General features: G+C 56.3%; 21 protein-coding genes. 9 read left to right on the top strand and 12 right to left on the bottom strand.

Annotation, left to right across the window (positions count from 1 at the left end):
• Nucleotides 1-148 precede the first annotated feature (148 nt).
• A complete protein-coding gene (locus BUB60_RS17095) occupies nucleotides 149-1,054 on the top strand; it encodes a Ppx/GppA phosphatase family protein (protein WP_073081868.1) in 906 nt (301 codons plus the stop codon).
• Nucleotides 1,051-3,222 carry a polyphosphate kinase 1 gene (gene ppk1 / locus BUB60_RS17090; protein WP_073081865.1) on the top strand — a complete coding sequence of 724 codons (2,172 nt, stop codon included), beginning with the start codon at nucleotides 1,051-1,053 and terminating at the stop codon, nucleotides 3,220-3,222. Before BUB60_RS17095 ends, ppk1 begins: the two co-directional genes overlap by 4 nt.
• A gap of 43 nt (nucleotides 3,223-3,265) precedes the next feature.
• On the opposite strand, the gene BUB60_RS17085 is transcribed toward ppk1, so the two are convergent.
• The 3 genes from BUB60_RS17085 to BUB60_RS17075 are packed head-to-tail and all read right to left on the bottom strand — an operon-like array spanning nucleotide 3,266 to nucleotide 6,512.
• Nucleotides 3,266-4,438: an ABC transporter permease gene (locus BUB60_RS17085; protein ID WP_073081863.1), complete on the bottom strand. Its 1,173-nt coding sequence runs from the start codon at nucleotides 4,436-4,438 to the stop codon at nucleotides 3,266-3,268.
• On the bottom strand, nucleotides 4,425-5,567 hold the full coding sequence (locus BUB60_RS17080) for an ABC transporter permease (RefSeq protein ID WP_073081861.1): 1,143 nt from the start codon (nucleotides 5,565-5,567) through the stop codon (nucleotides 4,425-4,427). The genes BUB60_RS17085 and BUB60_RS17080 overlap by 14 nt, the downstream gene beginning before the upstream one ends.
• Before the next feature lie 12 nt (nucleotides 5,568-5,579).
• Nucleotides 5,580-6,512: an ABC transporter ATP-binding protein gene (locus BUB60_RS17075; protein ID WP_073081859.1), complete on the bottom strand. Its 933-nt coding sequence runs from the start codon at nucleotides 6,510-6,512 to the stop codon at nucleotides 5,580-5,582.
• 173 nt (nucleotides 6,513-6,685) lie between these two features.
• Between BUB60_RS17075 and BUB60_RS17070 the strand changes: the two genes are divergently transcribed.
• The 3 genes from BUB60_RS17070 (at nucleotide 6,686) to BUB60_RS17060 (ending at nucleotide 8,928) form a co-directional block, all read left to right on the top strand.
• Nucleotides 6,686-7,747 (top strand): sensor histidine kinase, encoded by a 1,062-nt coding sequence (locus BUB60_RS17070; RefSeq protein ID WP_073081856.1) that lies wholly within the window; start codon nucleotides 6,686-6,688, stop codon nucleotides 7,745-7,747.
• Nucleotides 7,748-7,755: 8 nt separating this feature from the next.
• Complete coding sequence (locus BUB60_RS17065) at nucleotides 7,756-8,382, top strand: response regulator transcription factor (RefSeq protein ID WP_073081853.1); 627 nt, start codon at nucleotides 7,756-7,758, stop codon at nucleotides 8,380-8,382.
• A 72-nt stretch (nucleotides 8,383-8,454) separates the two neighbouring features.
• Nucleotides 8,455-8,928: a pyridoxamine 5'-phosphate oxidase family protein gene (locus tag BUB60_RS17060; RefSeq protein ID WP_073081829.1), complete on the top strand. Its 474-nt coding sequence runs from the start codon at nucleotides 8,455-8,457 to the stop codon at nucleotides 8,926-8,928.
• 127 nt (nucleotides 8,929-9,055) lie between these two features.
• Here BUB60_RS17060 and BUB60_RS17055 read toward each other — a convergent pair whose 3' ends face one another.
• The 7 genes from BUB60_RS17055 to BUB60_RS17025 form a co-directional block, all read right to left on the bottom strand.
• Complete coding sequence (locus tag BUB60_RS17055) at nucleotides 9,056-10,066, bottom strand: uroporphyrinogen decarboxylase family protein (RefSeq protein WP_073081825.1); 1,011 nt, start codon at nucleotides 10,064-10,066, stop codon at nucleotides 9,056-9,058.
• Nucleotides 10,067-10,157: 91 nt separating this feature from the next.
• Entirely contained in the window at nucleotides 10,158-11,333 is a 1,176-nt protein-coding gene (locus BUB60_RS17050) for a substrate-binding domain-containing protein (protein ID WP_073081822.1), read from the bottom strand.
• Between the two features lie 378 nt (nucleotides 11,334-11,711).
• Complete coding sequence (locus BUB60_RS17045) at nucleotides 11,712-13,331, bottom strand: PucR family transcriptional regulator (protein WP_073081819.1); 1,620 nt, start codon at nucleotides 13,329-13,331, stop codon at nucleotides 11,712-11,714.
• Between the two features lie 195 nt (nucleotides 13,332-13,526).
• On the bottom strand, nucleotides 13,527-14,915 hold the full coding sequence (locus BUB60_RS17040; protein ID WP_073081816.1) for a PhoH family protein: 1,389 nt from the start codon (nucleotides 14,913-14,915) through the stop codon (nucleotides 13,527-13,529).
• A 294-nt stretch (nucleotides 14,916-15,209) separates the two neighbouring features.
• Nucleotides 15,210-16,376 carry a transglutaminase-like domain-containing protein gene (locus tag BUB60_RS17035; protein WP_073081813.1) on the bottom strand — a complete coding sequence of 389 codons (1,167 nt, stop codon included), beginning with the start codon at nucleotides 16,374-16,376 and terminating at the stop codon, nucleotides 15,210-15,212.
• Nucleotides 16,377-16,533: 157 nt separating this feature from the next.
• Complete coding sequence (locus tag BUB60_RS17030) at nucleotides 16,534-17,181, bottom strand: polysaccharide deacetylase family protein (RefSeq protein WP_073081810.1); 648 nt, start codon at nucleotides 17,179-17,181, stop codon at nucleotides 16,534-16,536.
• Nucleotides 17,182-17,428: 247 nt separating this feature from the next.
• Nucleotides 17,429-18,883, bottom strand: a complete 1,455-nt coding sequence (locus BUB60_RS17025; RefSeq protein ID WP_073081807.1) for a phytoene desaturase family protein — start codon at nucleotides 18,881-18,883, stop codon at nucleotides 17,429-17,431.
• Nucleotides 18,884-19,059: 176 nt separating this feature from the next.
• Here BUB60_RS17025 and BUB60_RS17020 point away from each other — a divergent pair, with 176 nt between their 5' ends.
• Nucleotides 19,060-19,251: a hypothetical protein gene (locus BUB60_RS17020; RefSeq protein WP_073081803.1), complete on the top strand. Its 192-nt coding sequence runs from the start codon at nucleotides 19,060-19,062 to the stop codon at nucleotides 19,249-19,251.
• Between the two features lie 528 nt (nucleotides 19,252-19,779).
• Here the strand turns inward: BUB60_RS17020 and BUB60_RS17015 are convergent.
• The gene (locus tag BUB60_RS17015) at nucleotides 19,780-21,579 is read right to left on the bottom strand and encodes a methyl-accepting chemotaxis protein (RefSeq protein WP_073081800.1); all 1,800 of its coding nucleotides are present in this window, start codon (nucleotides 21,577-21,579) and stop codon (nucleotides 19,780-19,782) included.
• Nucleotides 21,580-21,607: 28 nt separating this feature from the next.
• On the bottom strand, nucleotides 21,608-22,096 hold the full coding sequence (locus BUB60_RS17010) for a chemotaxis protein CheW (RefSeq protein ID WP_479725502.1): 489 nt from the start codon (nucleotides 22,094-22,096) through the stop codon (nucleotides 21,608-21,610).
• A gap of 223 nt (nucleotides 22,097-22,319) precedes the next feature.
• Here BUB60_RS17010 and BUB60_RS17005 point away from each other — a divergent pair, with 223 nt between their 5' ends.
• From BUB60_RS17005 to BUB60_RS16995, 3 genes are all read left to right on the top strand, one after another.
• Nucleotides 22,320-22,901 carry a TetR/AcrR family transcriptional regulator gene (locus BUB60_RS17005; RefSeq protein ID WP_073081797.1) on the top strand — a complete coding sequence of 194 codons (582 nt, stop codon included), beginning with the start codon at nucleotides 22,320-22,322 and terminating at the stop codon, nucleotides 22,899-22,901.
• Between the two features lie 145 nt (nucleotides 22,902-23,046).
• Nucleotides 23,047-24,693, top strand: coding sequence for a hypothetical protein (locus tag BUB60_RS17000; protein ID WP_073081794.1), 1,647 nt, complete (start codon nucleotides 23,047-23,049; stop codon nucleotides 24,691-24,693).
• Nucleotides 24,694-24,848: 155 nt separating this feature from the next.
• Nucleotides 24,849-26,270, top strand: coding sequence for an MBOAT family O-acyltransferase (locus BUB60_RS16995; protein WP_073081791.1), 1,422 nt, complete (start codon nucleotides 24,849-24,851; stop codon nucleotides 26,268-26,270).
• Nucleotides 26,271-26,276 lie beyond the last annotated feature (6 nt).

Genomic DNA, 26,276 nt, shown 5'->3' with positions numbered 1-26,276 from the left:
GGATGGGGAATTTAACAGCATTTAACACAGATTATATTTATATTTAACATAAAATATGTTATTTTGAATATAATGATGTCGAATCCGGCGCACGGTAACACCCGTTATTCTGCATACGTCATCAGGTTCAGAAGTCTGGAGTTTAGGTATGATTTGCGGTATCGTTGATTTAGGTTCCAATACTATCCGGCTTTCCATTTACAAATACGAAGACGGCGTGATGAAGCTTCTGCTCAGCAAAAAATCGGTCGCCGGGCTTTTGGGCTACGTCGACCGGGGCGCGCTGTCGCCGAAGGGCATCGCCAAGGCCTGCTCCGTCCTTGCAAACTTCAAGGACATTCTTTCAAACTTCGGCATTGACAACATCCACGTCTTTGCCACCGCCTCGCTGCGGAATATCAGCAATACGGACGAGGTTTTAAGAGCCATCCGGGACGCTTCGGGCTTCGCGGTCGAGATTCTGTCCGGCGAGGAGGAGGCCACGCTGGATTTCTACGGCGCCGTCCACGCCACGGACGTGACGGACGGCCTGCTTGTCGACATCGGCGGGGGCAGCACGGAGCTCGTCAGCTTTGAACACCGCGTCGTATCGGGCGCCGTCAGCATGCCGGTGGGCTCGCTGAACCTGTCGCTCCGGCACGTGACGTCGATCATCCCGGACGAGGACGCGTTTAAAAAAATCAGGCAGGACGTTCAGGACGAGCTGAAAAAGCTCAAGAGTACGCTCGGCAGCCAAAAAACGATCTGCGGCGTGGGCGGAACGGTCCGCGCGGCGCGGAAAGTCTATAACGACATGTACGGCAAAAGCGGCGACAACATGGAAATGGAGACGGACAAATTCGTAAAAATCCTGTCCGCCTACAAAAAGGACAGCCGGAGCGTGATGCAGCGCGTCATGCAGCTGGCGCCCGACCGCATCCACACCGTGATTACCGGCATGCTCGTTCTGGCGACGGTGGCCAAGGAATTCAAGGCGGAGAAAATCGTCGTCAGCACCTACGGCGTCCGGGAAGGATATTTCTATCATAAAATACTGGGCGGTGAAACGGCATGAGCGCAGCGGAACTGTCGCTTGACACAAGCTTTACGACGAACAGGGAGCTGTCCTGGCTCAAATTCAACGACCGCGTCCTGCAGGTCTCGGACGACAGCGCCGTGCCGCTGTTGGAGCGCCTCAAGTTCGTGGCCATTTTTGCCAGCAATCTCGACGAGTTCTTTATGATCCGCGTCGGGAGCCTGTTCGACCTGTCCCTCGTGGACGAGGGTCACATCGACAACAAGTCCGGCATGACGGTGAAGGAGCAGCTCCGCGAAATTTTTAAGGCCCTGCCGCCGCTGTACAGGAAAAAGGACGCGCTGTTCAAGTCCCTGGAGAGCCAGCTGATCCATCACGGCATCGTCCGGCTCGGCATGGACGATCTGGACGGCGACGAGGAAAAATTTATCGGCAATTATTTCGAGCGCGATATTTTTCCCGTGCTGTCTCCCCAGGTGGTCGACACGCACCACCCGTTCCCCCACATCGAGAATAAGGCGCTGAACGTGGCCGTCATGCTCAAATCGAAGGACGAGAGCCGGTTCGGCATTATCCCCGTGCCTAAAATGCTGCAGCGGATCATCTTTTTGAACAGCAGCCTGACGCGCTACATCCTCGTGGAGGACATCATTCTCAAATACGCCGAAAAGATTTTTGAGATGTACGACGTGGAGGAGAAGTGCGTCATTTCCGTCACGCGGAACGCCGACATCAACCCCGACGACGAAACGTACGATTTCGAAGAGGATTTCCGCCACCACATGAAAAAAATCCTCAAGAAAAGAGCCCGGCTGTCCGCCGTGCGCCTGGAGGTGTCCGACGAACGCGCCACGGCGCTGACGTCCTATCTCTCGCAGCGGCTGACGATCCACAAGACCCAGATTTTCCACAGTGTCTCCCCGCTGGAGCTTTCCTACGTCTACGCGCTGGAGGACCGGCTGCCAGATGCGGCGAAAAAAGCTGTGACGTATGTGCCATACATACCACAGTATCCCGCCGGCTTCAATCCCGACGAGAGCATGATGAAGCAGGCTATGGCGAAGGATATCATGCTCAGCTATCCCTACGAGAGCATGGAGCCGTTTCTCCATCTGGTCAAGGAGGCCGCCGCCGATCCCACCGTCATCTCCATCAAGATCACGCTTTACAGGCTGGACAAAAAGTCGCGCCTGACAAAATACCTGATCGACGCGGCTGAAAACAATAAGGACGTCACCGTCATCATGGAGCTGCGCGCCCGGTTCGACGAGCAGAACAACATCGAATGGGCGGAGCGGCTGGAGGAGGCCGGCTGCAAGGTCATCTACGGCTTCATGGGCTACAAGGTCCACTCCAAGGTCTGCCTCATCACGCGCCACGACAAGGGCCGCCTGCAATATATCACGCAGATCGGCACCGGCAACTACAATGAGAAAACGGCAAAGCTCTATGCCGATTTCTCCCTCATCACGGCAAGCGACGCCATCGGCAGCGACGCCAACAGCTTTTTCAAAAACATGCTCATCTCCAATCTGGAGGGCCACTATAACCATCTGCTCGTGGCGCCGACCTGGCTGAAGAGCACGATATTGTCCCTCATCGACGGGGAGATCGAGAAGGCCGGAAGCGGGCGCCCCTGCGGCATCATCATCAAAATGAACTCCCTCACCGACCGGGACACGCTCGACAAGCTCAGCGAGGCTTCCTGCGCCGGTGTGAAAATCCAGCTCATCATCCGCGGCATCTGCTGCATCGTCCCCGGCATCGTCGGCAAAACGGAAAATATCACCGTGACCAGCATCGTCGGGCGCTTTCTCGAGCACGCGCGCGTCTACTGCTTCGGCAGCGGGCCGGGCATGAAGATGTACATCGCCTCGGCCGACCTGATGACGCGCAATACAGAGCGCCGCATCGAGGTCGCCTGCCCGGTGTACGACAAAAACATCAAAAACAGGCTCCTGAACATCCTGCAGGTCCAGCTGGCCGACAACGTCAAGTCCTGGAAGCTGGGCCCGGACGGCGATTATAAGCTGTCCGTCTACGACGGCGAGCAGATCAGCTCCCAGGAGCTGTTCATGAAAGAGGCCGTTCGGGCCGCCGAGAACGCGTCGCCGCCGTCCCACGGCAGCGCCAGGCAGCGCCCCGGCCGCTTCAAGGCGCTTGTCCAGCACGTCCTGCCGAGAAAAGACGACGAGGATAAAGAATAGTGGAAGCCCGCGGCTGCAGCCGCGGGCTTTCATATCGGGTAAGCTAGCTCTCCAGGGTTTGTCTTTTCTGCTTTGTCGCCACGAGCGCCACGGCGACAAAGGCCAGGGCGAAGCCGAGCTCGATCAGGATGTCGTAGAAAACGGGCCGCAAATTCTGGGCGCTGTAGACCGACATATCCCTGATGGCGTTGACGGCCTTTATATACCAGTAGCCCGGGGTAAAGCTGCCGATCGTCTGCACCGAGCTGCCGAGAGCCTCCTGGTCGACGAACACGCCGCTTAAAAAGCACATGCCGAGGGAGACGACATTGGTGGCCGCCGCCATGGCCACGGAGCTTTTCAGGAATTTGCCCAGGACGAAGCCGAGGCTGAGGCTCGCGACGGTAAATACCAGCGAATTGAGGCAGAGCAAAGCGACGCCGGCCCCGGCCGGCACCGCGCCGTACAGGATAAAGGTCATGATACACAGCGCGGACCAGACAGCGCCGGCAAACGCCGCGTTTCCAAGGAACATCTGCATGTTCATTTTCATGGGGCTCACGGGCGAGCAGAGGTTCCGCCTGTTTACATCGGGCTCGTTGAACGTGATCATGATCGTCATAATGCCCATGATCAGAATCGCCAGGGTCGGATAGGCGTTGATCCTGAAATAATAGGAAATGGCGGCGGTATCGGAGGTCTGTTTCGTCGTGTTGTAATCGACGGCCGCGGCGACGGAAAGGTCGTTCAGGACGCGGGCGGCGATATCGCTCTGGTCAAGGCCCGGCAGGCTCTTTTCATAAAGCGCGGCAAGGTTCAGGTACTTATCGATCAAAAGGTCCAGGTTCATGCCGACGGCGCCCGAGGCCGACACCGTTTTCTGCAGCGGGAGGGCGCCCGTGCCGCCGATGAAGCTCTCGGCAAAGCCGGCGGGTATGCGCAGCACATAGGCCACGTTTCCGTAAAACAGCGCGTCCTGCACGGTCTCCGGATCGTCCTCAATATCGATGATGTTGGCGTTTTGGGCGAGATAGCCGCGCAGCCCGTCCGTCAGCGGCGAGGGGGTATCGTCGCTCAGAACGACGATATTGCTCTTCGTCTGGCTGAACGTCGTGGCTGTCAGGCTTTTGATGGAGCCCATGATAAGCAGCGTGATGACGATGAAGACGATGAAGTAGATCATCATGGACATTTTGTGCCTGTTCAGCACTTTAAAATAGGCTTTAAATATTTGCATACTTCTGCCTCCTTGTGGCGGCGCAGACGACCAGGAAGAACACGGCGGCCAGGCCAAACAGGATAATGATATTCGTGTAAAAGCGCGTATAGGTATCGTAGTAATACAGCGCGTAAAACGCGTCTGTCATCAGGTTTGCCGGATTGATATACGCCAGGATCGGCACATGCTGCGTGACCATGTATTTGACGCTGCTGTTCATCATCCCGGCCAGACACGACATCCCCAGGCTGACGCACAGCATGACGGCCGTGCGCACATTGGCGCTCCCCTTCACCAGGACCGCCACCAGCGCGCCGAAGGCGACGCCCGCGACGCTCCCGGCGAAGCCGGTCAGGACGATACAGCCCAGCTGCGTGCCGAAGTTCACCCCCAGCGCCAACGCCATGTACGCCAGCAGCACAAGCTGCGACAGGAACTGAACGGCGATGGACGCGCAGACCGACGAGCCGAAGGCCTTCATCTTATGGACGGGAATAAGGTTCATCCGCGCGCCCTGGGGCGAGAGGTCCGCCTGGATATCCTCCACCTCCTTTTTGCCCCAGAAGCCGCCGAACATCGCGGCCATGGCGATCAGCGCATAGTAGTTGATGAGCGTGTTGCTCACCGCCGCCTTCGCCGGGGTCACGTTCTCGATGTAGGATCTCGTGCCGGCGGACGCGAGGCTTTGCAGCGCGGCGGGGTTCACGCCCGCGATCGTCCGATAAGCCGAGGCCGTCTGCAGGTAGCTGTCCATGAATTCCTTCAGGATGGTCTGGTCGATATCGGAGCTCTTGACCACCACACGGGCCCCGTTGTCAAAGAGGATATAGCCCTTGATATCGTTGTTTTTAAGGCCGGCGTCGGCCTGCTCCCTGGACTCGACGGTGACGTGAAACAGCGGATTTTCCGAGGCGCTGTTCGCGTCGGACACAGAGTCCAGCGCCGCTTGAAATACCGTATCGCTTCTGTATTCGGCGTTGTCCACCACGGCGATGGGGATGCTCTTAAACGCGTCGCCGCCGTACAGGTTGGAAAACGCCAGGCAGAAGAAGGTGGCCAGCGCCAGCGGGTACACCAGCGTCCAGAACACCGTCGGCCTGTCGCGGACGAGCAGCTTGAAGCGGTTTATAAAAATATGCCCGAACATTTCGCCGCCCCCCTAATCCCTTAACTCTTTGCCGGTGATTTCAAGGAAGACGTCGTTGAGCGTGGGCAGCTCGCAGAAAATCCGGCCGTAGGCGATGTCGTGGGTATTCAGGTACTCGAGCACCGCCGGCAGATTATTTTTGCCATGGACGGATTTGACGATGAGCTGATTGCCCGAGATCTCCGCGGCGCTGACGTTGGGCAGCCGTTTCAGCCCGGCGAGTATGCCGCTGTCCGCCCTGAGGAGCTCGGCGGTGATCTTTTCGCCGGTGTTGATCATGCCCTTGAGCTCGTTGGTGGTGCCCGAGGCGATGACCTTGCCCTTATCCATGATAGCGATCCGGGAGCATATCTGCTCGACCTCCTCCATGTAATGGGAGGTATAGATGACCGTGGCGCCCTGGCTGTTCAGCTTCAGGATGCCCTCCAGGATATTGTTGCGGCTCTGGGGGTCCACGGCCACGGTGGGCTCATCCAGGATGATGAGCTTCGGCTTGTGGGCGATGCCGCAGGCGATGTTCAGCCGCCGAAGGAGGCCGCCGCTGAGCTTTTTCGGCAGGAACTTGGTGTAATTCTCCAAGCCCACAAAGGCGATGGCCTCTTCCGTGAGCTGCCGGCACTTCTGCCTGTCGCTGACGTACAGGCCGCAGAAGTAGTTGATGTTCTCCTCGACGGTGAGCTCCCTGAAAACCGCCACGTTCTGCATGACGATGCCGATGTTCCGCTTTGACTCGTAGGAGTCCGGGTTCATCGGCTTTCCAAAGACCTCGATGGTGCCCTTGTCGTATTTCAACAGGGAAAGGATGCAGTTGATCGCCGTCGTCTTGCCCGAGCCGTTGGGGCCCAAAAGGCCGAATACCTCCCCTTCCCTGACCTCCAGGCTGAAATGGTCCAGGGCGATGAGCTCGCCGTATCTCTTGACCAGATTGTTCACGCTGACTACCATTGTTTCTCCTCCTTTGGCCTCATGGTCCCAGCATACAGGAAACGGCCCCCGGGCAGAAGTGAATATCCTCCCGATCCGGCCATGACATTTGTCATATCATTTGCGCCGCGTGATTGTAAAGCCCCGCGGCATCTGGTAAACTATTGGTATACGGGAAAAAGCGGGGTGAAGACATGGACAAGTATATCGACAAGGCGACCCTATTTATCCTTTGCGCCGTGTTTTACGCCCAGTACCGCCTGGACCTTTATATCATCGTGCCGATCATCTGCGTCGTCATTCTCAGCGCCTTTATGAGCTATGTGGACGGCGACCGGCTGAGGGGCCTCGCGGCGCTCGTTTACTTTGCCGCCTGTATCCCCCGTCCTGTTTTTGTCTTTTTTCTGCCGGTGATCTGCTACGATCTGTTTTACACCAAATATCAGCTCGGCCTGGTGCTGATCCTGGGGCCCGCGGCAATCGCCTTCAGGACGCTGCCGCCGATGACGGCCGTGACGATCGTCCTTATCGTCGGGCTTTCATACCTCATGCGCCGGCGGACGGACGCCCTGGAAAAAACGCAAAGCGGCTATATCGCGCTGCGGGACTCCACGAAGGAATTTTCTCTCCGGCTGGAAAACAAGAACAAGGAACTGATGGAAAAGCAGGACTACGAGATACGCCTGGCCACACTGAACGAGCGCAACAGGATCGCCCGCGACATCCACGACAGCGTCGGCCATACGCTCTCCAACGCCATATTGCAGACGGGCGCGCTGCTGGCCACCTGCCGGGACGACGCGCTGCGGGAACGGCTCGGCGTCCTCCGGGACACGCTGACCTCCGGCATGGACAGCGTCCGCGTGAGCGTCCATGACCTTTACGACGAATCGGTCGACCTTACCGCCGAGCTGGGGCGCCTTGCCGACGGCTTTGATTTCTGCCCGATCACGCTGGATTTCGATATGGACTCGAATCCGGACAAGAAGGTCAAATATACGCTCCTGACCGTCGTCAAGGAGGCGCTCTCCAACGTCATCCGCCACTCGGACGCCAGCGAGGTCAGCGTGACGCTGCGGGAGCATCCGGCGCTCTACCAGCTCATCGTCAGAGACAACGGCGCGCCGAAGGCGCCGGGCGGCGACGGCATCGGGCTCAAAAACATCGCCCAGCGCGTGGAAAGCGTCGGCGGCCATGTGAATATCGGGTACGACGGCGGCTTCACCGTCTTCGTCTCCATCCCGAAAACAAGGTGAGATTTTAAATGAAAATTGTCATCGTGGACGACGACAGGCTCGTCGGCATATCCCTGAAAACAATCATTGAAGCCTCCGGTGAAGCCGAGGTTGCCGCCGTCGGGTACAACGGCCTCGACGCGATCCGGCTGTATGCGGATTTAAAGCCCGATATTCTGCTGATGGATATCCGGATGGACGCCATGACGGGCCTGGAGGCCGGCGCGCGGATTTTACAAGACCACCCCGAGGCGAAGATTCTGTATCTCACCACGTTTGCCGACGACGAATACATCGTCCGGGCGCTGAAAATCGGCGCAAAGGGCTATATCCTCAAGCAGGATTTCGAGAGCATCCTCCCCGCGCTGAAAGCGGTTTACGCCGGTCAGAGCGTCTTCGGCGAGGATATCGTGGCGAAAATCCCGAGCCTGTTGAGCCGGGGCGAGAAGACGGACCTGGCCGGCTGCGGCGTCACGGGAAAGGAAGCGGAGATCATCGCCCTCATCGCGGAGGGGCTCTCTAACCGCGAGATCGCCGGCCGGCTTTATCTAAGCGAGGGCACGGTACGCAACAGCATCAGCGTCATCATGGACAAGCTCAGTTTCAAGCGCCGGACCCAGCTGGCGATTTTCTATTACAAGAGCGCGCGGGAATAATCTCACCATATCCGTAGGGGCCGCCACCCCCGGCGGCCCGCCGCGCTGAAATATATTTGGGAGTGAACACACATGAGAAGAAAAGACCGGGAGATCACGGACCTCGACGAGATCATGGCGATCATGAGAGGCTGCAGCGTATGCCGGGTGGCGTTTTTTGACGACGATTACCCTTATATCGTGCCGCTCAATTTCGGCGTCCGGAAGGACGGCGGGCAGATAACGCTCTTTTTCCACTGCGCGAACGCGGGGAAAAAGCTGGAGCTTTTAAAGCGCTGCGATAAGGTCGCCTTCGAGCTGGACAGCCCGCGGCAGTTTATCGACGGGGACAAGGCCTGCGATTCGACCATGCCCTTTGAGAGCGTCTGCGGGAACGGCACTTTGGAGCTCGTGGCCGCGGAGGGAAAAATCCCCGCACTGAATATCCTGATGGGACAGTATTCGGACAAGGGCTCTTTTGAATACGACGAAAGGCTCCTGAAAGCCGTCACCGTCCTGAAGCTGACCGTGAATGAGATCACAGGGAAACGGCTGATCAGGGAATAAAAATAAACGGCCATTGGCCGTCCGGCGGCAAGGGCTTTGCCCTTGCCGTCTCGTCGGGAGAAAACACATAAAAACAGCCGAAACCTGCTGCGGAAGGCAGAGGTTTCGGCTGAGCTTTTATATGCCGCTATATGCCGTACTTTTCCTTATTATAGCGGTCGATTTCAGCGTTGATGAATTTGTCGCCGTTCGGGAAGATGGTGCCGGGGCCGCCGTAGGTGATGCAGGGGATGAAATTGCCCCGTGGGCAGTATTCTTCCAGGGCGCGGCGGGTCTCGCGGCGGATTTCCTCCTCGGTGGAATCGGACCGGTCCACGATGGCGGCGTCCAGGCCGCCCATGAGTGCCATGCGTCCGTCCAGCTTTTTCTGGATGGCGATGATATCGTTCTGCGGGAGGACGCCCTGCCAGATGTCGATGTGCAGGTCCACCATGTCCTCCACGATCTGCTCCATAAAGGAATCGGCGTGGTGCATGATGACGACGCCGTGCTCGTGCAGGTAGCCGTACGCCTTTTCATACTGGGGCTTTATGAATTCGCGCCAGACGTCGGGCTGCATGAACAGATTGTTTTTGCTGCCCCAGTCGTCGTGGGAGAGGATGATGTCGGGCTTTACATGGTCGACCATCAGCTTCATGCCCTGATAGCGGTATTCGCCGATGGCGTCGCACAATTCCTTCATCGCCTCGGGCTCCGTCATCAGGTTGATGAAGGTGTCCTCAAAGCCCATCAGAAAGTGCAGGCGCTCAAAGACGCCGGTGGGCGCAAAGGCCATGACGAGATTCTCATTTCGGTCCACCTCGGCCACACGCTGGAGATACGGCGCCCAGAGGCTGTCGTCCGAGCAATTGGCGATCAGGTCGGGTACCGCCGCGTACTTGCGCCATTCCGTGATATCCTTGATGACCTTGTTTTCCTCGGTGACGTGCGGCATGGCCGCCGGCACGCCCGCCGGCCAGATGATCGTGGTGCCCCAGAGGTCCTTTTTGTCCGGCATGCCGTCGTACCGTTCGCCGCGGACGTAGTTGCCCACGGGGTCGCCGGGCAGGAACACCGTGCCCTCAAACTGCCTGACGATCCTGTCCGGCTTTCCGCCGCGTTTGATCGTTTCTAAAAAATTCTGTTTTGCGCTGAGCATAATCTGCCTCCAAAGGGTATATTTTGCACGGCGGCCAGGCACGGCAATTCATGCCCGGCCGCCGGGGAGCTGTAAATCAGGCAGCCTGTACTCAGCCGACTGAGCTCTTGACACTGTCAAAGAATGCCTTATACGTGTCCTTTGTGACCATTTCGTTGCTGATATTGTAGAAGGTAAATTGATCCGTGCTTGCCCTTTTGCCGGACCACAGGCTGTCGGGCGTCGCCTTGCCGTCCATTAAAGCAACGAGGCCGCAAATCGCCGGTATGGTGTATTGATAATCGGAGAGCGCCAGGCACGATACCCAGCAGCCGCTGTAGCCGGCGTCCCATTCCGCGCTCAGAACATCGCTGCCGACAGTTGTAATCATGACATTCTTGTCGATCTTCAGGCCTTCTGCGGCACGGGCGGCACCCTGCGCGTACATCTCAAGACAGGAAGCGACAAACCAATACTTGACGTCGGCATGCGCCGTGAAAATCGGCGCGGTAATGTTGTATCCCGTATCGGCGTCCATGGTGCCTGTAACGCCGTCGGCGGAATAGATATGGGTGCTGTTGGGCACCAGCTCCTTGAATTTTTCCATGGCGCCCTCATAGCGGTCATGGAAGTCCTTGTTCGTCGACAGATCTATATCGATGAAACCGATTTGCGCTGGGTCAATGTCGCCGAAATATGTCTTGTAATTGTCGTAAAGCCACTGTGTGATTTTCGCGCCGGCGGCCTTGCCATCGATACCGACGCAGGGCACGATTTCGCTGCCGGAGCTGTCCCTCACGGAGTTCAGCACCCCTATATAGGGTAGCCCCGTTTCGTCGAGGACCTCTTTAATGCGGTCGCTGGCCGAGGGATCGATGACGCACAGGTAGCCGTCGGCGCCCTGGTCCGCAAAGAGCTGGATATTCTGAACGTACTGGTCGACGTCGTTGTTGGCACAGTAATCCGTCACAGAATAGTTTAATTTTGTTGAAAGTTCTTTCAGAACATCCGTGATATTCTGCATCAGCGCCATCGGCCGCGGGTAAGCCCAGACGACATTGTAGGTCTTTCTGGAAGCCGGATCAACGCCGTCCTTAAAGAAACCGACGGCATTTTCGCTGGCCGATATGTCGGCGTCAGTGCTCGGCGATGCCGAGTCGCTGGGCGTCGCGCTGGGCGTCGCGCTGCCCTCCGCCGAGGGGGATGCCGTTGCCGGGCCTTTGCCGGAACATGCGAAAAGTGTAATAACCATGAGAACTGCGAGCATAACTGAGATCGCTTTTTTCATTGCTGTTCCTCCCTTTGATTTTTCCTGCGGATATCGGTAACCGGCCGGGCTGCCGCGCAGGCCGGCGTATCCAGAATCAGATTCTACTCTGGGCGGGCGCCTTTGTCTTTGGTAAAATTCAATTTTTTCGCGCCGTTTCTCTGATATATTTTACAATTTCGTGCCGGACGGCGGGGCCGGGACGTTATTTAACCACTATTATTCCACTTTTTTTTGAATTTCTATAGTGTCGGCACCGCTTCATTGTCACAAATACCAACAACGTCAATTCTGCCTCCATTTTTTTGTTCTCTTTGCCGAACGGCGGATTGGCGGCAAAATGGCGGGAAAAGCAAATCCTGCTTTTTCCCGCCTAAAGCATTGTTTTACCGCGCGCCGTTATTCTCCGCTGCCGAAGAGCACGCCGTATTTTTTGTACTCCCGGAGAAGGCCAGAGCTCCTGAGCATCAGGAAGGAGACGGTCAGGTTCAGCCGCGTTTTCGTGTCGTCGAGGCTGATGTGAAGCAGCTCTTCAATCCGGCTGATCCGGTAGACCACGTTGTTGCGGTGCATGTGCAGGGCGGTGGCCGTGTCTGTGGCGCGCCGCTCATTCGTCAGGTACGCGTAGAGCACCTCCAGATTGTTCGTATTTTTTTCGGCGTCGCCGCGGGCCAGCTCGATGAGCATCTTGCCGTATCTGCCGCTCTTCCAGAGCTTTTCATATTTTTCGCTTTTGTTCAAAAGCGCCGTGGCGAAATACGTGTCGAACCGCGCGATGTTGCTGTACTGAGGCGCAGGCTCCCAGGCGATATCGCCGTCCCGGTCGACAGAGCCGCTCTCTTCCAGGGCCAGCTCCGCCTGCCCGTAAGCCGAGGGGAACTCCAAAAGGTCCCTGAACACATCGCTCATGCCGCAGAAGACGTTGTTCTCCTGAAAATAGGCGTTGAGGCTGTTTCCCATATCCTGCTCCGCCATGTAACGCGCCAGCTCCGCGTGATGCAGAAATAAAATGAGCCGGCAGTTATAGTATACCGAGCGGAACAGCGGAAACCGCCGCGCGATATCGTGCGCCAGCAGTCCCGGAAAAGCGGCGCTGTCGCCGCCCCCGCCGGTGAGGAGCAGGACGATATATTCGTCCTCCGGCCGGATGCCGACGATTCCGGCCCGCTCGGCGACGGCCTCCCTGCCGGCGATCTTGCCCTGCATCAGGTCGACGACAAACGAACCGTAGACATGGTCGTAATCCTTCCTTTCCTCCCAGTTGCGCCGGATGTAATGGCTGAGGATACGGATCATGTGGCTGAAGAGGTCGATAAGCCCGGGCGTCATTTCGCGGTGGTTGCAGGTCATGACCACATGTGTGAAGTACGTCTCGTCAAACGCGAACACCTTGCTGATGACGACGTATTTGGATATCTTGCCGTCCGTGCTGACGATCAGCCCATTGGCGCTCATCCACGCGTCAAAGCGCTTATTGACTTTGAATTTTCTGATCGCCTCGTCCGAGTGATAGCCGTTTTCTATCAGGAAAAGCGAGGTGGGATCGTCGGTCGGTATATTCTTCGTGTAGGCCACAAGCGTCAGCGCGGAATCGGATACGGAAATGAAGTTCCCGATGACGCTCTCGCTCATAGTGATGATGTCCTGAATGCTCTTTTGCCGGATGACAGCGTCCTGCATGTTCTGATACCATTCGTTGATAAGCACAAAGGTATCCTGGATTTCGGAAAAAAGCTGCTCCGGCTCCAGGTTTTCGTTGATGATGATCATGCCGTCGAGCTTGTCCCGGGTCTCCAGCGCGTCCTGCAGCCGGTCGCGGACACAGATATAAAGGCCCTGCCCGGACACCCTGAGCGCGTCGGACAGGCGGCAGACGTACAGGCAGTCGGACTGGGTATCCTTCGGCTCCCGCGACAGGATCGAGACACGGCGGAAGACAGTGTCCGACGGCAGGTTTACATACGCTTCATACCGGTAATGGCTGATGCGGTCCAAAATGATATTCAGTGAGATATCCATAGACAATTCCCCGCTCTTGTTGATACCGCCCCGAACCGGGCGGCGGCGCATCTGCTCTGATACTACTTTAAAATAATTTTTTTGTCAATGTTGAACATGTTTTTACCGCAAGATACCACACAATATGAGCAAACCTGCTATTTGGCATAAAAAAAGCGCCTATGCAGGCGCTTTTTCGTATCGGCGGGGCGGCTTTCAGGGGATCGTATTCATCCGCACGGCGCTGTCGAAGGCCAAGGGGCTTCTTTCGCACTCGTCGTCATTCATGGCGATCTGGCAGCAGTAGCGGCTGCCCTTCATGCGCTCGGCGGCGTAGCAGAGGCCGTTGGTGCGGCTGTCCAGATACGGGTGGTCGATCTGGTCCGGGTCCCCGATGAGGACGATCTTGGTCCCCCGGCCGGCGCGGGTGATAATGCCCTTGACCTGCTTGGGCGTGAGGTTTTGCGCCTCGTCGATGATGACCCAGTTTTTCTGGATCGACCGACCGCGGATGTAGGCGATGGCCTCCGTGGTGATGATGTTCCGGTGGAACAGCTCGTCTACCTTGTCCCGGAGCTCGCTCTCGTTTTTGTAGCGCTCGAACTCGTCGCTGTCCAGGAGAATCTCCAGGTTGTCGATGACGGAACGCATGAAGGGGGCGAGCTTTTCCGTTTCGCTGCCGGGCAGAAAGCCGATGTCCTCGTCGAATTTGACGTTGGGCCGGCAGACGAGAATCTTGCGGTACTGCTTATCCTTCTGGACCATCACCTTGTGGAGCCCCACGGCCAAGGCGAAAAAGGTCTTGGCCGTTCCGGCGGCGCCCTTGACGATGACAAGCGGGATATCGTCGCAGCTCATCATGAGCGCCTCCTGCATGAATTTCTGCCCGACGTTGCGGGCCTTGACGCCGAAGGGCCGCTCCTCCATATATTTGAGCGCGACGACCTTTTCCCCGTCGTAGCGGCCCAGCGCCGTATTTTTGGCGCTTTCGATGTTTGTCAGCATCACAAACTCGTTGACGGTGAGCTCCGGCGGCTTTTCCTCGCCTGTCTCCCCATCCACGGCGGAGATATATTTTAGATCCAGATAACCCTTTTTATAAAACTCGTTGATTTTTTTCGCCGGAGCATAAAGAGAGACGCGTCCCGTGTAGCCGTCGTCCGGAGCGGTGACCTGTTCGTTCCTGAAGTCCTGCGCCTGAACGCCGATGAGATCGCATTTGATGCGCTGGAAAATGTCTTTTGAAACGAGGATGGCTGTTTCGTGGCGCTCCGAGAGCCCCTTGCAGACCTTGAGAATACGGTTGTCCGCCTTGTCCGAGTGCCAGCCCTCCGGGAGGACGATATCCCGGAAATTGAGCTCTAAACGCAAATTGCCGCCCCCGGGCAGCGGTACGCCGCGTGTCAGGTCCCCGGAATTCCGGAGAGCGTCCAGCATGCGTGCCGTTTGTCTCGCGTTGGCGCCAATTTCATTTGCTTCCTTTTTAAATTTATCGAGCTCTTCCAGGACGACCTCCGGGATGACCACGTCGTTGTCTCCGAAGGCATAGATCGCGTTGGGTGTCTGCAGCAGGACGTTCGTATCGAGGATGTACGTTTTTTTCACACATTTGCCCCCATTACTACATATATGTACGCTTTGATCATACAACCATTTTATGTAGTGTTTGTTATCCCGATGTTAAATTCAATTTTATGTTCCCGGCGGAGCGGCGTTATAAAACCATCTTGAATCATCATCCCCGCATCGCTTATTGCTTTTATATCTTAATTTTCGATTTTTTCCCGTCCTTCTTTATATCCGGGCCTGCAAAATAAGCATCTTGTACAAAGAAAGAACGCGAAATAACACATAATGTAGTGTTATTTCGCGCCCCGTCAAACTATATAAGGTATATCCCTACCATTCGCCCTGGACTTCCCTGTCCTTGTGGTCGTCCCAGAAGCCGCTATTGTCAAAGTAGCTTCTGTCCTTGCTGCCGAAGGTCGTATCCACATTGACCCACCGGTCCTGCTTGTCGTAATATATCTCGTTCCAGGAGTGGTCCAGCCAGTCGGCGCCGTTGAAGGCGCACCCCGTGATCAGCCGGACCTGAACGCCCACGGCGCGGCACATAGCCACATACAGGCTGGCCTTATCGAAGCAGACGCCCGTTTTTTCACTGAACGCCACAACGGCGCCCGAGGGCGAGGCAAAGGCGTCCGTCAGGAGCGCGTCCGCCTTCTGGTTGTCGTAGCTGATGTTCTCGACCACCCAGTCGTACAGCTTCTCCGCCATGAGATAGCGGTCGTTTTCAGCGCCCACGAGCTCGATGGCCACGTTGTCGATATCCGGGCTCGACGCGATCGCATCGTCCACGGTGACGCCGTTGATATAGACCTTGATGAGCAGCTTTCTGCCCTCGGGCGACAGGCATTCGACGGCCTTGTCCACCGTTTTGTCGATAAATGCGGGAATCTGCCGCGCGGCCTCCGATGAAATGATCGGCTGTACGGCCGTATTGTCGATCAGCCTGTAAGCGGCGGAGTTGTTAATATAGCTGTCGAGAGACGCGTTGCTCGACAGCATCGAATAAAAATTGAAGAGCAGCGCAAAAACCAGGACGAGCCAGGCGGATTTCGGCAGCTGCCACAGGCCCCCGATGATCCGGGCGGCGACCTTGTTCATGGAATCCAGAGCCTTGCCGAGCCGGTCGGATACGGGGTAAATGACCTTTTTATTCAGGGGAATCAGCAAAAGCTGAAACAAGCCGTTGAAAGCCACGAGCAGAATAAGGATGAGCAGGACGTAAACAAGCACATCCTGACTGATGATGGAATACCAGACGACGGGAATGCCCTTAAACAGATTTCCCAGCGGATTGTCGCCGCCGTCGGAAAACAGCAGCTCCGTGACGCAGACGGACAGGACGGCGGACACGATGACCAAAACGGCGCTGATCGTCGTATTGAAGGACGAATAAATCCTGTTTCCCGTCAGCGGGCGCAAAAGGCCGGCGGCAATCGGAAGCAAAAACACACCGATAAGGAACACAGTAATGAAATTGATATGATCCAGCAGCGGCATACGTCCCAAAAGCTCCCGACATTATGGAATAAAAACCCAATCGCTGTTTTTATTATGCCTGCTTTTGGCAGCGCCAAACCAACATCGCCACAAAAAAACGCCGCCGCCCGGCGATCTGCCGGGCGGCGGCAGTCACGCTGCCCTCTATGCTGTTATTTTATTGATCGCGCCCTGGGGGCAGCGTTTCCGGCAGCAGGTAATCCCAGATCGGGCTGTCTGTTTTAAATGCCGCGAGCTCTCTGTACGGGAGCAGTATCTCAATGTGGTCGCCCAGCGCGTGCGGGACGGATACGGAGACGGCCAGCGCGTCCTTCGTCAGGTACGAGGCCGCCGCATAGCCCGCGGTATCGGCATTTTTCAGCTCGGAAAGCCAGTAATCGGTCCCCATTCCTCTGAGATATTCCCTGATTGACGACGAAATATCGCTTGTCATATCATAATTCATAGAACTGTAGGTGCCGGCGATCAAGGCGTTTACAAAATCGCCGCTGATTTTTACAAGCTCCGGAAGGCTCACGGTTTTCTGATTTTTGACGTCAATCGTCACCGTGTATAAAAACGTATTTGGATGTGCTGCCTGCCGATAATTGCTGTAGCCTTCAAAATAGACGCTGATCAGGTCCGGGCTGTTGTAGGCAATTTTGCCGGTAATATCGTACTCGGCCAGCGTTGTATCGTCTCTGAGGATGGGTAAGTCTCTGAGCGCCGCATCGGAAATGCGCTTGTTGATTGCCTCCTGAAGCACGGCGTTTGTCAGACCCACAACCTGCGGGTATTTAATTGTAATAGCGCCTTCGGTATACATTTTATCCTCAAACGTAAATGCCGAAGCCGCGGGCGGAGCTGCCGCGGCGGTCGCTTGTTCTGAAGCTGCCGGGCCGGGCGACGCGGCCCGGCAGGAGCAAAATGCCCCGGAAAGTATCAATATCAGTATGGGAACGATGCGTTTTTTCATATTTTTCGTTGCCACCCTCGTAATACCTGTTAATTAAATTAGATTTTTTCCAGAAGTCTATGGCTTTATGCTATTGACACCATGACGTGGCGCATGCTTATCTGAGCTCGCTCTTCATGATCCTCGCAGCCGTCCGGCCGTCGGCGACGGCGGCGCCGATGCCGCCGCCCGGTGTTGTCCACTGGCCGCAGAGGCAAAAGCGTTTGAGGCCGGGGAGCGTCTTTTTTATTCTTGTCCGGAGCGCCGCGGGCGTCGGGGCGATGCCCTGAAAGGAGCCGCGGTAAACGTTAGTCAGCCGGGTAAACGTGGCGGGGGTCGCCACGTCGACGATGCAGACGGCGTCCCGAAAGCCGGGATAGCGCTTGTCGATTTTTGTGGCGATCAGGTCGGCCAGCAGCTCCTTTTGGATTTTATAGGACTCCGGATTGTCCTGCCGGAGCTTCTTCCAGTACCCCAGCGGCGCCTCGAAAAGCGCCGTTACACTGCTGCCGCCGGGCGGTGCCGCCGAGGGGTCGAAGTCGAAGGAACGGAGGGCATAGCCGTATCTTTTGACGCCCGGCGCCACGTTGAAGCCCTCCGGGCACTCGCAGGTCAGCGCATACGGGATGCCGAACGGCTTATCGAGGCCAAACGACACGATGGCCAACGGCTCAAAAAGCGGCGCGCTTTTCAAAAGGCCGCCCAGCGCCGGATGCCCGTACCTGGCCAGGAGCATGTTTTCCAGCGTATCCCGCGCGTCGCAGGCGGCAACGACCCCGTCGGCCGGAAGGAAAACACCGCCGGACCGGATACCCTGCGCCGCGCCGCCGGAGACGGTGATTTCCTCGGCGGCGGCGTCCAGCCGGAGCTTTCCGCCCAGCGACGCGTATTTTTCCGCCATTCTGCCGACGATGCCGGCGGCGCCGCCCATCGGATAGCCACCGTTGCCCGCCATCCGCGCGCCCAGCATGGCAACAAACGCCAGCGCCGAATATTCCTCCGGCATCATTCGGGTCAGGAGCTTCCCGAGGCGCGGACTGGTGAAGTCCGCGGCAAAGTCCTGAAGCGTCCGGCGCAGGTATTTGCGCCGGAGCAGCCGAACGCCGCGCCCGGCGCTCATCATATCGCGAAAGCCGGCGCTCCCCAGTATCGCCACGGCCGCCGCCTTCGAGCGCATCATAACGCCGATATCCCTGCACAGCGCCTCGATCCTCTCCGCGTCCCGGCCGGAAAGCCCCAGGAGAAAGTTTTTGAATTGCCCGATTTCCAGCGGCACGTCGTACAAAACCCCGTCAAGCTCCAGGCCTATGGCGGCGGGGTTAAAAATCTCCGTATCGTCCGTCAGCGCGCCCACCTCTTTATAAAGCGTAAAAAAGGGGTCTCCTTTTTTCGTCCCTGCCATCCAGCTGAGGCAGCCGTCAAAGCGATAGTCCCTTCTGGTCCAGGCGGCGCACATTCCGCCGGCCCAGGGCGCCCGCTCGACAATTTCCGTCTCAATGCCCTCCCGCGCCAGATAAATACCGGCGCTGAGCCCGGCAAGCCCCGCGCCGATAATAATGACCTTTTTGCCCAATCAAATCACCTGCACAATTCCTCTGCGCGGTTTTGAACCGCATGATCCTGTTTTAATTCTGACTGCTTTCACCTATGTTTAAACTTTGCTTTAACGGCGCTTGTGCGACAAGCCCGCAGGGCATATAATGTGCGTAAGATTTGCGGTGAATAAAATGCGGCCAGGTTTACTCGTTCATGGCCAGCTCTGTCGACATAAAGATTTCAAAAGACGCCGTGCTGTCCAGTGTGATCTCCCTTCCGGCCACGCTGGCGTTTCTTCTGGTATTCTATTTCTGTCTCGGGCGGTTCAGCTTTATTTTAGCGCTGACCTTCGGCCTTGTCGCCTGGCTGATCGCTGCTTTCCTTGTTTATCTTATCAAGCCATGACGGAACAGGGAAACGGCGCTTGTTTTCGTGCTGTATTCTGCTTTCCGGCAAACTGTTGCAAATACTCATAAAAATAGCGTTAGGGGGCTCGCGGCGTATTACCGCCGGCGCGAGCCCTCTAACGCTTTATAAAATAAATGTCACATTATCCCAATTTATAAATTTAAACGTTCGTTAGTCGGCTTCTTAAACGTTTGTTAAAATCGATTTTACCGGGATATCCGACTGGCGGATACCGCTTTTCTGCGATGCACTCCCGATGATCCTCAAGCCACCTCCACACCTTTCCCTTCAGTTTTTGTTAACATAAATATTTTCCGTTTGCATTTACGGCATACGCGGCCAGCATCCGGCGAACACACCGGACCAGTCCTTTCCTATTACTTTTCTATTATTGATTTATCGGCATTTTTTTACATAATTGCAGTGACTTCAGGAATATTTTTTTGCACTGCCGGGAGGGCAAGATAAAGCTTCGGGGCGGCTTTCTGCCGCCCCGAAGGGTATGTATGGCGCCGGTTACCGTGCTCAGTATTTGCCCATGCCGCTGCCGGTCAGGGCAATCTGGGGCCGGCCAAGGGCCGGCCTTGCCAGGTTTTGAGGCGCCGCCGCGCGGATGCTGTCGGCGGCGTCTTTTATTTTGAAAATGCTGATAGTTTCCCTCAGCCGCTCCGCCTGCGCGGAGAGCTCCTCGCTGGCGGCCGCGCTTTCCTCCGCCGTGGCGGCGTTCGTCTGCACCACCTGCGAAACCTGCGCGATGCCCTGATTGATCTGCTCGACGCCCGCAGCCTGCTCGGTGGAGGCTGTGGCAATGGAATGGACGAGATCCGCCGCCTTGTCCACCTGCTCCACGATCTGCTTGAGAGCGCCGGCTGTCTCGTTGGCGATCTTCGTGCCCGCCTCTACCTTTTTGATGGAGTCCTCGATGAGGTCCGTCGTCTCTCTTGCGGCGTCGGCGGACCGTGCCGCGAGGGTCCTGACCTCCTCGGCCACGACGGCAAAGCCCTTGCCGTGCTGGCCGGCGCGGGCGGCCTCGACGGCGGCGTTCAGGGCCAGAATATTCGTCTGGAACGCGATATCGTCGATGACCTTGATGATTTTATTGATGCTGGCGGAGGACGCGCTGATCTCCCCCATCGCCTTGAGCATCTCCCCCATCTCCGCGTTGCCGGCCGAGGCGTTTTCGTGGGCCTCACGGGCCAGGCCGCTGGCCTTGGTGGCGTTCTGCGCGTTCATACCCGTCTGCGTGGCAATTTCGTCCAGAGACGCCGTCAGCTCCTCGACGGAGCTGGCCTGTTCCGTGGCGCCCTGAGACAGGGACATGCTGGAGTGCGACACCATCCCGGCCCCGGATGTCACCTGGTCGGACGCCGTCATGATCGAGCCAATGAGGCCGTTCAGGTTTTCCGTCAGCGCAATGAGCCCTTTTCCGAGCACATCCTTGTCGGACGCCAGCGTGAACTGGATCGTCAGGTCGCCGTCGGAAAGCTTCTGTATCGCGTCGACCTGCTGTCTCGTCGCGGCGATCAGCTCGTGAAACGCCAGGGCCAGCGCGCCAACTTCATCCTTCCGTTGTTTCAGCAGATAGTCTTTGCTCTCGAGAACAGTGTCGATTTCAATATCTCCCTTGGACAGCAGGTTCCCCAGCGCCGCCATCTTTTGTACCGGCTTACCAATTATATTTGCAATATATATACCCAGTAGAACGGCAATTGCGACGGCCGCGACAACGACGATAATCATAATGATAATCGAGTTCTGTGCCAGCAGCGCATTGTTGTCCGCTTTTGCGGATGCCTCATCCGCGACGAGCTGCATCAGCTTCAGATAGTCGTCCCTTAAGGCCGTGCCGATCGGTGCCATCGCGGAATTTATTAATTCAGTTGCTTTTTGATTCTGGTCGGCATTGATGTACTGAATAACTTGCTCAATATTCTTTTGATAGCCGTCCCAGTTTGTACTGATTTCCTGCAATAAGGCATTTACATCATTATTGCCAAAAGAAATATCGGTTTTAAATTTATTAAAACTGTCGCCGGTCTCTTTTTCGTACGCCTGAATATTCGTAATGACATCCTGTTCATCGCTGCTGGAATTGCCAATAGTCGACGCCTTTAGTATGAAGTATCTCAGCTGCATGAAATTAACGGCGGTAGCGCCGGAATATTGTAGCCCCAAGGCTTCTTCCGAATACATCGCGCTGTCTTCATTTTTTATTGACAGTATGTTGATAATGCCGATGCTGCCAACGATGGCCGCAATAATTGCTACGACCAAAAAACCAGTAATCAGCTTTTTTGATATTTTTAAATTTTTGAACCAACTCATAACTCATACCCCACTATATTTCATTGCACTACAAATTTGCCAGCCGCAGCAGTTCGTCTTCCGCGAACAGCCTTTCGCAGTCCAGAATGAGCACGACGCCGCTGCCTGTTTTTCCGATGCTTTTTACATATCTGTTGCTTTTTCCCGCGCCTGCCGGCGGGACAGCGGCGATCTCCCCAGGCGGAACAGCCATAACCTCAGAGACGCTGTCCACAATGAGGCCGACCGGTGTACCCGAGATATCGATAACAATAAAGCACGTCCTGTCATTGTATGCCCGCTCTTCAATGCCGAACCTGAGCCGGATGTCCATGACCGGAATGATCTTGCCGCGCAGGTTGATAATGCCCTTCATAAAAACGGGCATGTCCGGTACCTCCGTCACCGCCTGCAGGCCGACGATCTCGGTAATATGATGCATGTCGATGCCGTATGTAACGTCGCCGATAAAAAAAGTCAGCAGCCTCCCTCCTTGTACTTCTTCTGCCATTTCGCTCTGATTTTCCGTGATATCCAATATCTCACACTCCTTTATAAAATACTGACGACCGTTCGTACTCACTTTCTATTTCGCGATATTTTTCCGATTAATTAATATTTTTTTGGGTATTTTGCAAATTTATAATAAAACAGATCAAATTATGGCATTGAATATGAAGATTATTTATAATAAAATAGTTTATTGCACATTTTAGCCAAGCGCTTTGCCAAATGATGCTTTTCCGCGAAAAGGAGGCAAAATGGTAACAAAGAGGGATATTTTGAATATCGCTTTTCGTTTATTTGCCAGTAAGGGATTTCACGAGACGTCAATGGAGAACATCGCCGATGCCCTCGGCCTGAAAAAGCAATCCCTCTATTCACACTTTAAAAGCAAAAATGAAATCGTCCTCAATGTGCTCAAGGACCAGGCCGCACAGCTCAACAATGAAATCAGCCTGATCCTGACCGAATACCGGGAAAAGCCGACCGATATGCTGCTGAAATTTGTTTTTATGCGGCTTATGGTTTTTCTTTCCCGCCGCGACAGGCTGCTGCTGTGGAAAAGGACGTATCTCCTGGACATAAACGACGAATTCAAAGATATACTTGAAAACAGCGGATGGAAATTCGACAGAGTGCTGATGACGGAGCTCGGCCGGATTCTGCGCGCGCGCTATCCGAAATTCTTAAACGAGGAGAGGCTTGACGCTTTCTTCCTGTCGTATACCATATTCATTCAGGGCTATCTCGACTGGATGCTGGTCTCCGGCTATGACGTCAACACGGCCGAAAGCATCTGGGAATCGTTCTGGAGCGGCGCGAAATCACACTTTACTTGACGGCGGCTGTGCGGAAATGTTGTCCCGTTTGCTTTTACGCCTCGTACAATCAGGGCAGAATCTCATACGTGATCGTCTCGATCGACAGTGTTGGCGGCCAGGCGGCTTAAAGCTGCCGCCGGACGAACGGGTGTGAGTTTTGCTTATGGAAAGAATCAGGGCCAGATATGCCGAAAGCTATCTGGCGCTTTTCTGCGTTGTCTTCGCCCTCATTTTTATCAGGTACTGCTGTGACGGTTTTCGCTATTTTTATCAGCTGGACGATTATATTCAGTTCCACAACCTGACCGTCGGCGGGCTCGATTCACTCTCCGACCTGCTGCGCGCCGGTATGCTGGCCGACAGGCCTGTGGCCGGCATCCTGGACGTATACTTTTGGTCCCTGTTTTTTGACAACATGCTTTTGGGCGTTCTGCTGATGTCGGCGCTGTATGCCGCCTCCGCGCTGATGCTCCGGTGGGTCTGGGCGCGGCATTTTGGCGTTGGGAATGTTTTTCTCGTGGTATATGCGCTTTTACCGCTGGGCTTGGAGGGCGTCTACTGGATGTCCGCCGCCACGCGGATCGTCGTCGGCCTGTTTTTTGCCGCCGCCGCGCTGCTGTGGTTTGAAAAATGGTGCGCCGGCGGGAAGAAATACACGCTTGTCCTGTACATGCTCCTGCAGCTGGTGGCATGCGGCTTCTATGAGCAGATACTGATATTTTCTGTCGCGTCGGTGCTGATCGTGGCTTTTCTGCACCGCCATGCGCCGGGGCACCGCCCGCTCTGGGGGCTCTTTTCCTTTGTGAGCGCCGGGGTCTACGCGCTGCTCATGGGCCTGCTGCCGGCCAGCGAGGTCTACGCCGCGCGGATATCGCTGGTCCCGCCGACGAGCGTGTATTATTGGAAAACCTATCTGCCCGGCGTCCTCAGGCAGGTGGCGGACGCTTTTGCGGCCGGCGGCTTCTATACGACTGTCAAGGGCTTTTATCGCGGTGCGCAAATACTCGCTGGGGGCAGGAATATCTTCTACATTATCGACATTGCCGTTCTGGCAGCGCTCCTGTTTTTCAGCACGAGGCACGGCGAAGGACCGCTGAAAGCGCCCGGCAAGGGACTTATTGCCGGCCTTCTCCTGGCCGCCGCGCCGCTCGCCATATTCTTTTTTATCTCAAACAGCTGGCTGTCCCTGCGCGGTACGGTGGCCTCCTATTGCGGCATCGCGCTCATGGCGGATATCGCGTGCAGGCTTATTTTCTCGCGGCTCAAAAGTGCGGGGACGGCTGTGGCGGGCGTGGCGGCGGCCCTGGCGGTCATTTTCTCCGTGGCCGCCGTCAGCGAGGTGCACGATTATAAGGCGACGACGCAGAAGGATCAGGAGGTCGCCGCCGTCCTGACAGGCACGCTGAAAAAGGACGGAAACCTGCACAGGGACCTGAACGTCGGCATCCTGCACCTGGAGCCGAGCTATCTGGACGATCAGAACTACTATTACCACGAGCATATCCACGGGGTAACGGAGAGCGACTGGGCGCTCCACGGCGCGCTGGAGTGGCTGGCCGGCCCGAATATCCCGGACGTGGCGCCGCTGCCGGAAAACCCGATGTACTTCCCCTGGAACTGCGCGTCCAGACGCCTGTCGAATTTCGACGTGCTCTACCTCTACGACGGCGATGAGACGATGACCCAGGTCCTGGCCGTGCCGGCCGCTGCGGAGACGTACGCGCTGTACGAGCCGGACGGCACATATCTCGGCTATACCTGGGAGGAGGGCGGGTACGGCTATCTGGAGCTCGGAGAACCCTTGCCGTAAGTGGATTTTTTGTAGTTATACATTAAACTTATCTATCGTTCGTTATGATTTTTTATTGAGAGCGAACGGTTCGACGCGGATTGACATATTTTGAGGGAGCGCTTATACTCAAGGATTAGCGGACATGCCTTTTAACTACTTCATTGGAGAAAAATATGGTTTTTTCGAGTATCGGCTTTCTGTTTTTCTTTCTGCCCGCCCTCCTGATCGTCTACTATATCGTGCCGCGCCGGTATCGCGAGGTCCGGAACTTCGTGCTCCTTGGCTTCAGCCTTTTCTTTTACGCCTACGGCGGGCCGAGGTTCCTGATACTGATGCTCGTGTCCATTGCCATCAACTATGTCTGCGGGCTTTTTGTCGCCGAGGGGCACAGCGATAAAACACGGCGGTTTTTTCTCGTGGCGGCCGTCGTCCTCGGCCTGGGCCTTCTGGGCTGGTTCAAGTACTCCAGGTTTTTCGCCGAATCGCTCAACGCGCTCGGCACCGGCCTGCCCGTCCCCGACGTCACGCTGCCCATCGGTATCTCGTTTTTCACGTTCCACGGGCTGAGCTATATTATCGACGTGTACCGGGGCACCGCCAAGCCGATGAAAAACCCGCTGCGCATCGCGCTGTATATCTCCCTGTTTCCGCAGCTGGTGGCCGGCCCGATCGTCCGCTACGCCACAGTTTCGGACAAGCTGGGCCAGCGGCACGAGAATCTGACGGACTTCTCCGAGGGCGCCATGCGCTTTGTCTTCGGCCTGGCCAAAAAGATGCTGCTGGCAAACACGCTGGGGATCATCGCCGACAAGGCGTTCGGCACGGAGGCCGGGGCCCTGTCCACGAGCTTTTCCTGGCTGGGCGCGCTGGCGTACACCGGGCAGATTTATTTTGATTTTTCAGCCTATTCCGACATGGCGCTGGGCCTTGGGCGGATGTTCGGCTTTCACTTTCTGGAAAACTTCAATTATCCGTATATCGCCAAATCGGTCACGGAGTTCTGGCAGCGCTGGCACATTTCGCTGACGTCCTGGTTTCGGGATTACGTCTATATCCCGCTGGGCGGCAACAGGTGCTCAAGGCTCAAAAATATCCGCAACATCGTCATCGTCTGGTTTTTGACGGGCTTCTGGCATGGGGCGGCGTGGAACTTCATTTTCTGGGGCCTGTGGTTCTGCGTCCTGCTGCTGGGCGAGAAATTCGTCTGGGGAAAGCGTTTGGCAAAGGCCCCCGCCGCCCTCCGCCATATCTATACGATGCTGATCGTTGTTTTGAGCTGGGTATTGTTCCGGGCCGAGAGCCTCCCGCAGGTGGTGTCGTACCTGGGCGCCATGTTCGGCCTCGGCGTGACGGGCGCCGCGGATGGGCAGACGCTGTATCTTTTAAAGGAATACTGGCCCGAGCTCATCGTCTCTGTCATCGCGGTAACGCCCGTCAAAAACACCCTGCGGAGCTTTCTGGAAAAGCATCGGGCGCCGGTCTCGCGGCAGCTGCTTTTATGGGGGCCCAGGCTCCTCGGGCTCGTGCTGCTGGCCTTTTCCTATCTGAAGCTTGTCGTCGGCTCGTTTAACCCGTTTATTTACTTCAGATTCTAAGGGAGG

This window comes from Sporobacter termitidis DSM 10068, assembly GCF_900130065.1.
GTDB classification, from domain to species: Bacteria; Bacillota; Clostridia; order Oscillospirales; family Oscillospiraceae; genus Sporobacter; species Sporobacter termitidis.
The sequence above is the reverse complement of the archived record's forward strand: the minus strand, read 5'-3'. Positions and strand labels throughout refer to the sequence as shown.

Excerpts from the sequence above, each read along its gene's own strand:
- BUB60_RS17045 (WP_073081819.1), bottom strand. The coding sequence starts at position 13,331 with ATGGATATCTCACTGAATATCATTTTGGACCGCATCAGCCATTACCGG.
- BUB60_RS17035 (WP_073081813.1), bottom strand. The coding sequence starts at position 16,376 with ATGCCGCTGCTGGATCATATCAATTTCATTACTGTGTTCCTTATCGGT.
- BUB60_RS17015 (WP_073081800.1), bottom strand. The coding sequence starts at position 21,579 with ATGAGTTGGTTCAAAAATTTAAAAATATCAAAAAAGCTGATTACTGGT.
- BUB60_RS17055 (WP_073081825.1), bottom strand. The coding sequence starts at position 10,066 with ATGCTCAGCGCAAAACAGAATTTTTTAGAAACGATCAAACGCGGCGGA.
- BUB60_RS17075 (WP_073081859.1), bottom strand. The coding sequence starts at position 6,512 with ATGGTAGTCAGCGTGAACAATCTGGTCAAGAGATACGGCGAGCTCATC.
- BUB60_RS17060 (WP_073081829.1), top strand. The coding sequence starts at position 8,455 with ATGAGAAGAAAAGACCGGGAGATCACGGACCTCGACGAGATCATGGCG.
- BUB60_RS16995 (WP_073081791.1), top strand. The coding sequence starts at position 24,849 with ATGGTTTTTTCGAGTATCGGCTTTCTGTTTTTCTTTCTGCCCGCCCTC.
- BUB60_RS17000 (WP_073081794.1), top strand. The coding sequence starts at position 23,047 with ATGGAAAGAATCAGGGCCAGATATGCCGAAAGCTATCTGGCGCTTTTC.
- BUB60_RS17050 (WP_073081822.1), bottom strand. The coding sequence starts at position 11,333 with ATGAAAAAAGCGATCTCAGTTATGCTCGCAGTTCTCATGGTTATTACA.
- BUB60_RS17095 (WP_073081868.1), top strand. The coding sequence starts at position 149 with ATGATTTGCGGTATCGTTGATTTAGGTTCCAATACTATCCGGCTTTCC.
- BUB60_RS17080 (WP_073081861.1), bottom strand. The coding sequence starts at position 5,567 with ATGTTCGGGCATATTTTTATAAACCGCTTCAAGCTGCTCGTCCGCGAC.
- BUB60_RS17020 (WP_073081803.1), top strand. The coding sequence starts at position 19,060 with ATGGCCAGCTCTGTCGACATAAAGATTTCAAAAGACGCCGTGCTGTCC.
- BUB60_RS17065 (WP_073081853.1), top strand. The coding sequence starts at position 7,756 with ATGAAAATTGTCATCGTGGACGACGACAGGCTCGTCGGCATATCCCTG.
- ppk1 (WP_073081865.1), top strand. The coding sequence starts at position 1,051 with ATGAGCGCAGCGGAACTGTCGCTTGACACAAGCTTTACGACGAACAGG.
- BUB60_RS17070 (WP_073081856.1), top strand. The coding sequence starts at position 6,686 with ATGGACAAGTATATCGACAAGGCGACCCTATTTATCCTTTGCGCCGTG.
- BUB60_RS17085 (WP_073081863.1), bottom strand. The coding sequence starts at position 4,438 with ATGCAAATATTTAAAGCCTATTTTAAAGTGCTGAACAGGCACAAAATG.
- BUB60_RS17005 (WP_073081797.1), top strand. The coding sequence starts at position 22,320 with ATGGTAACAAAGAGGGATATTTTGAATATCGCTTTTCGTTTATTTGCC.
- BUB60_RS17030 (WP_073081810.1), bottom strand. The coding sequence starts at position 17,181 with ATGTATACCGAAGGCGCTATTACAATTAAATACCCGCAGGTTGTGGGT.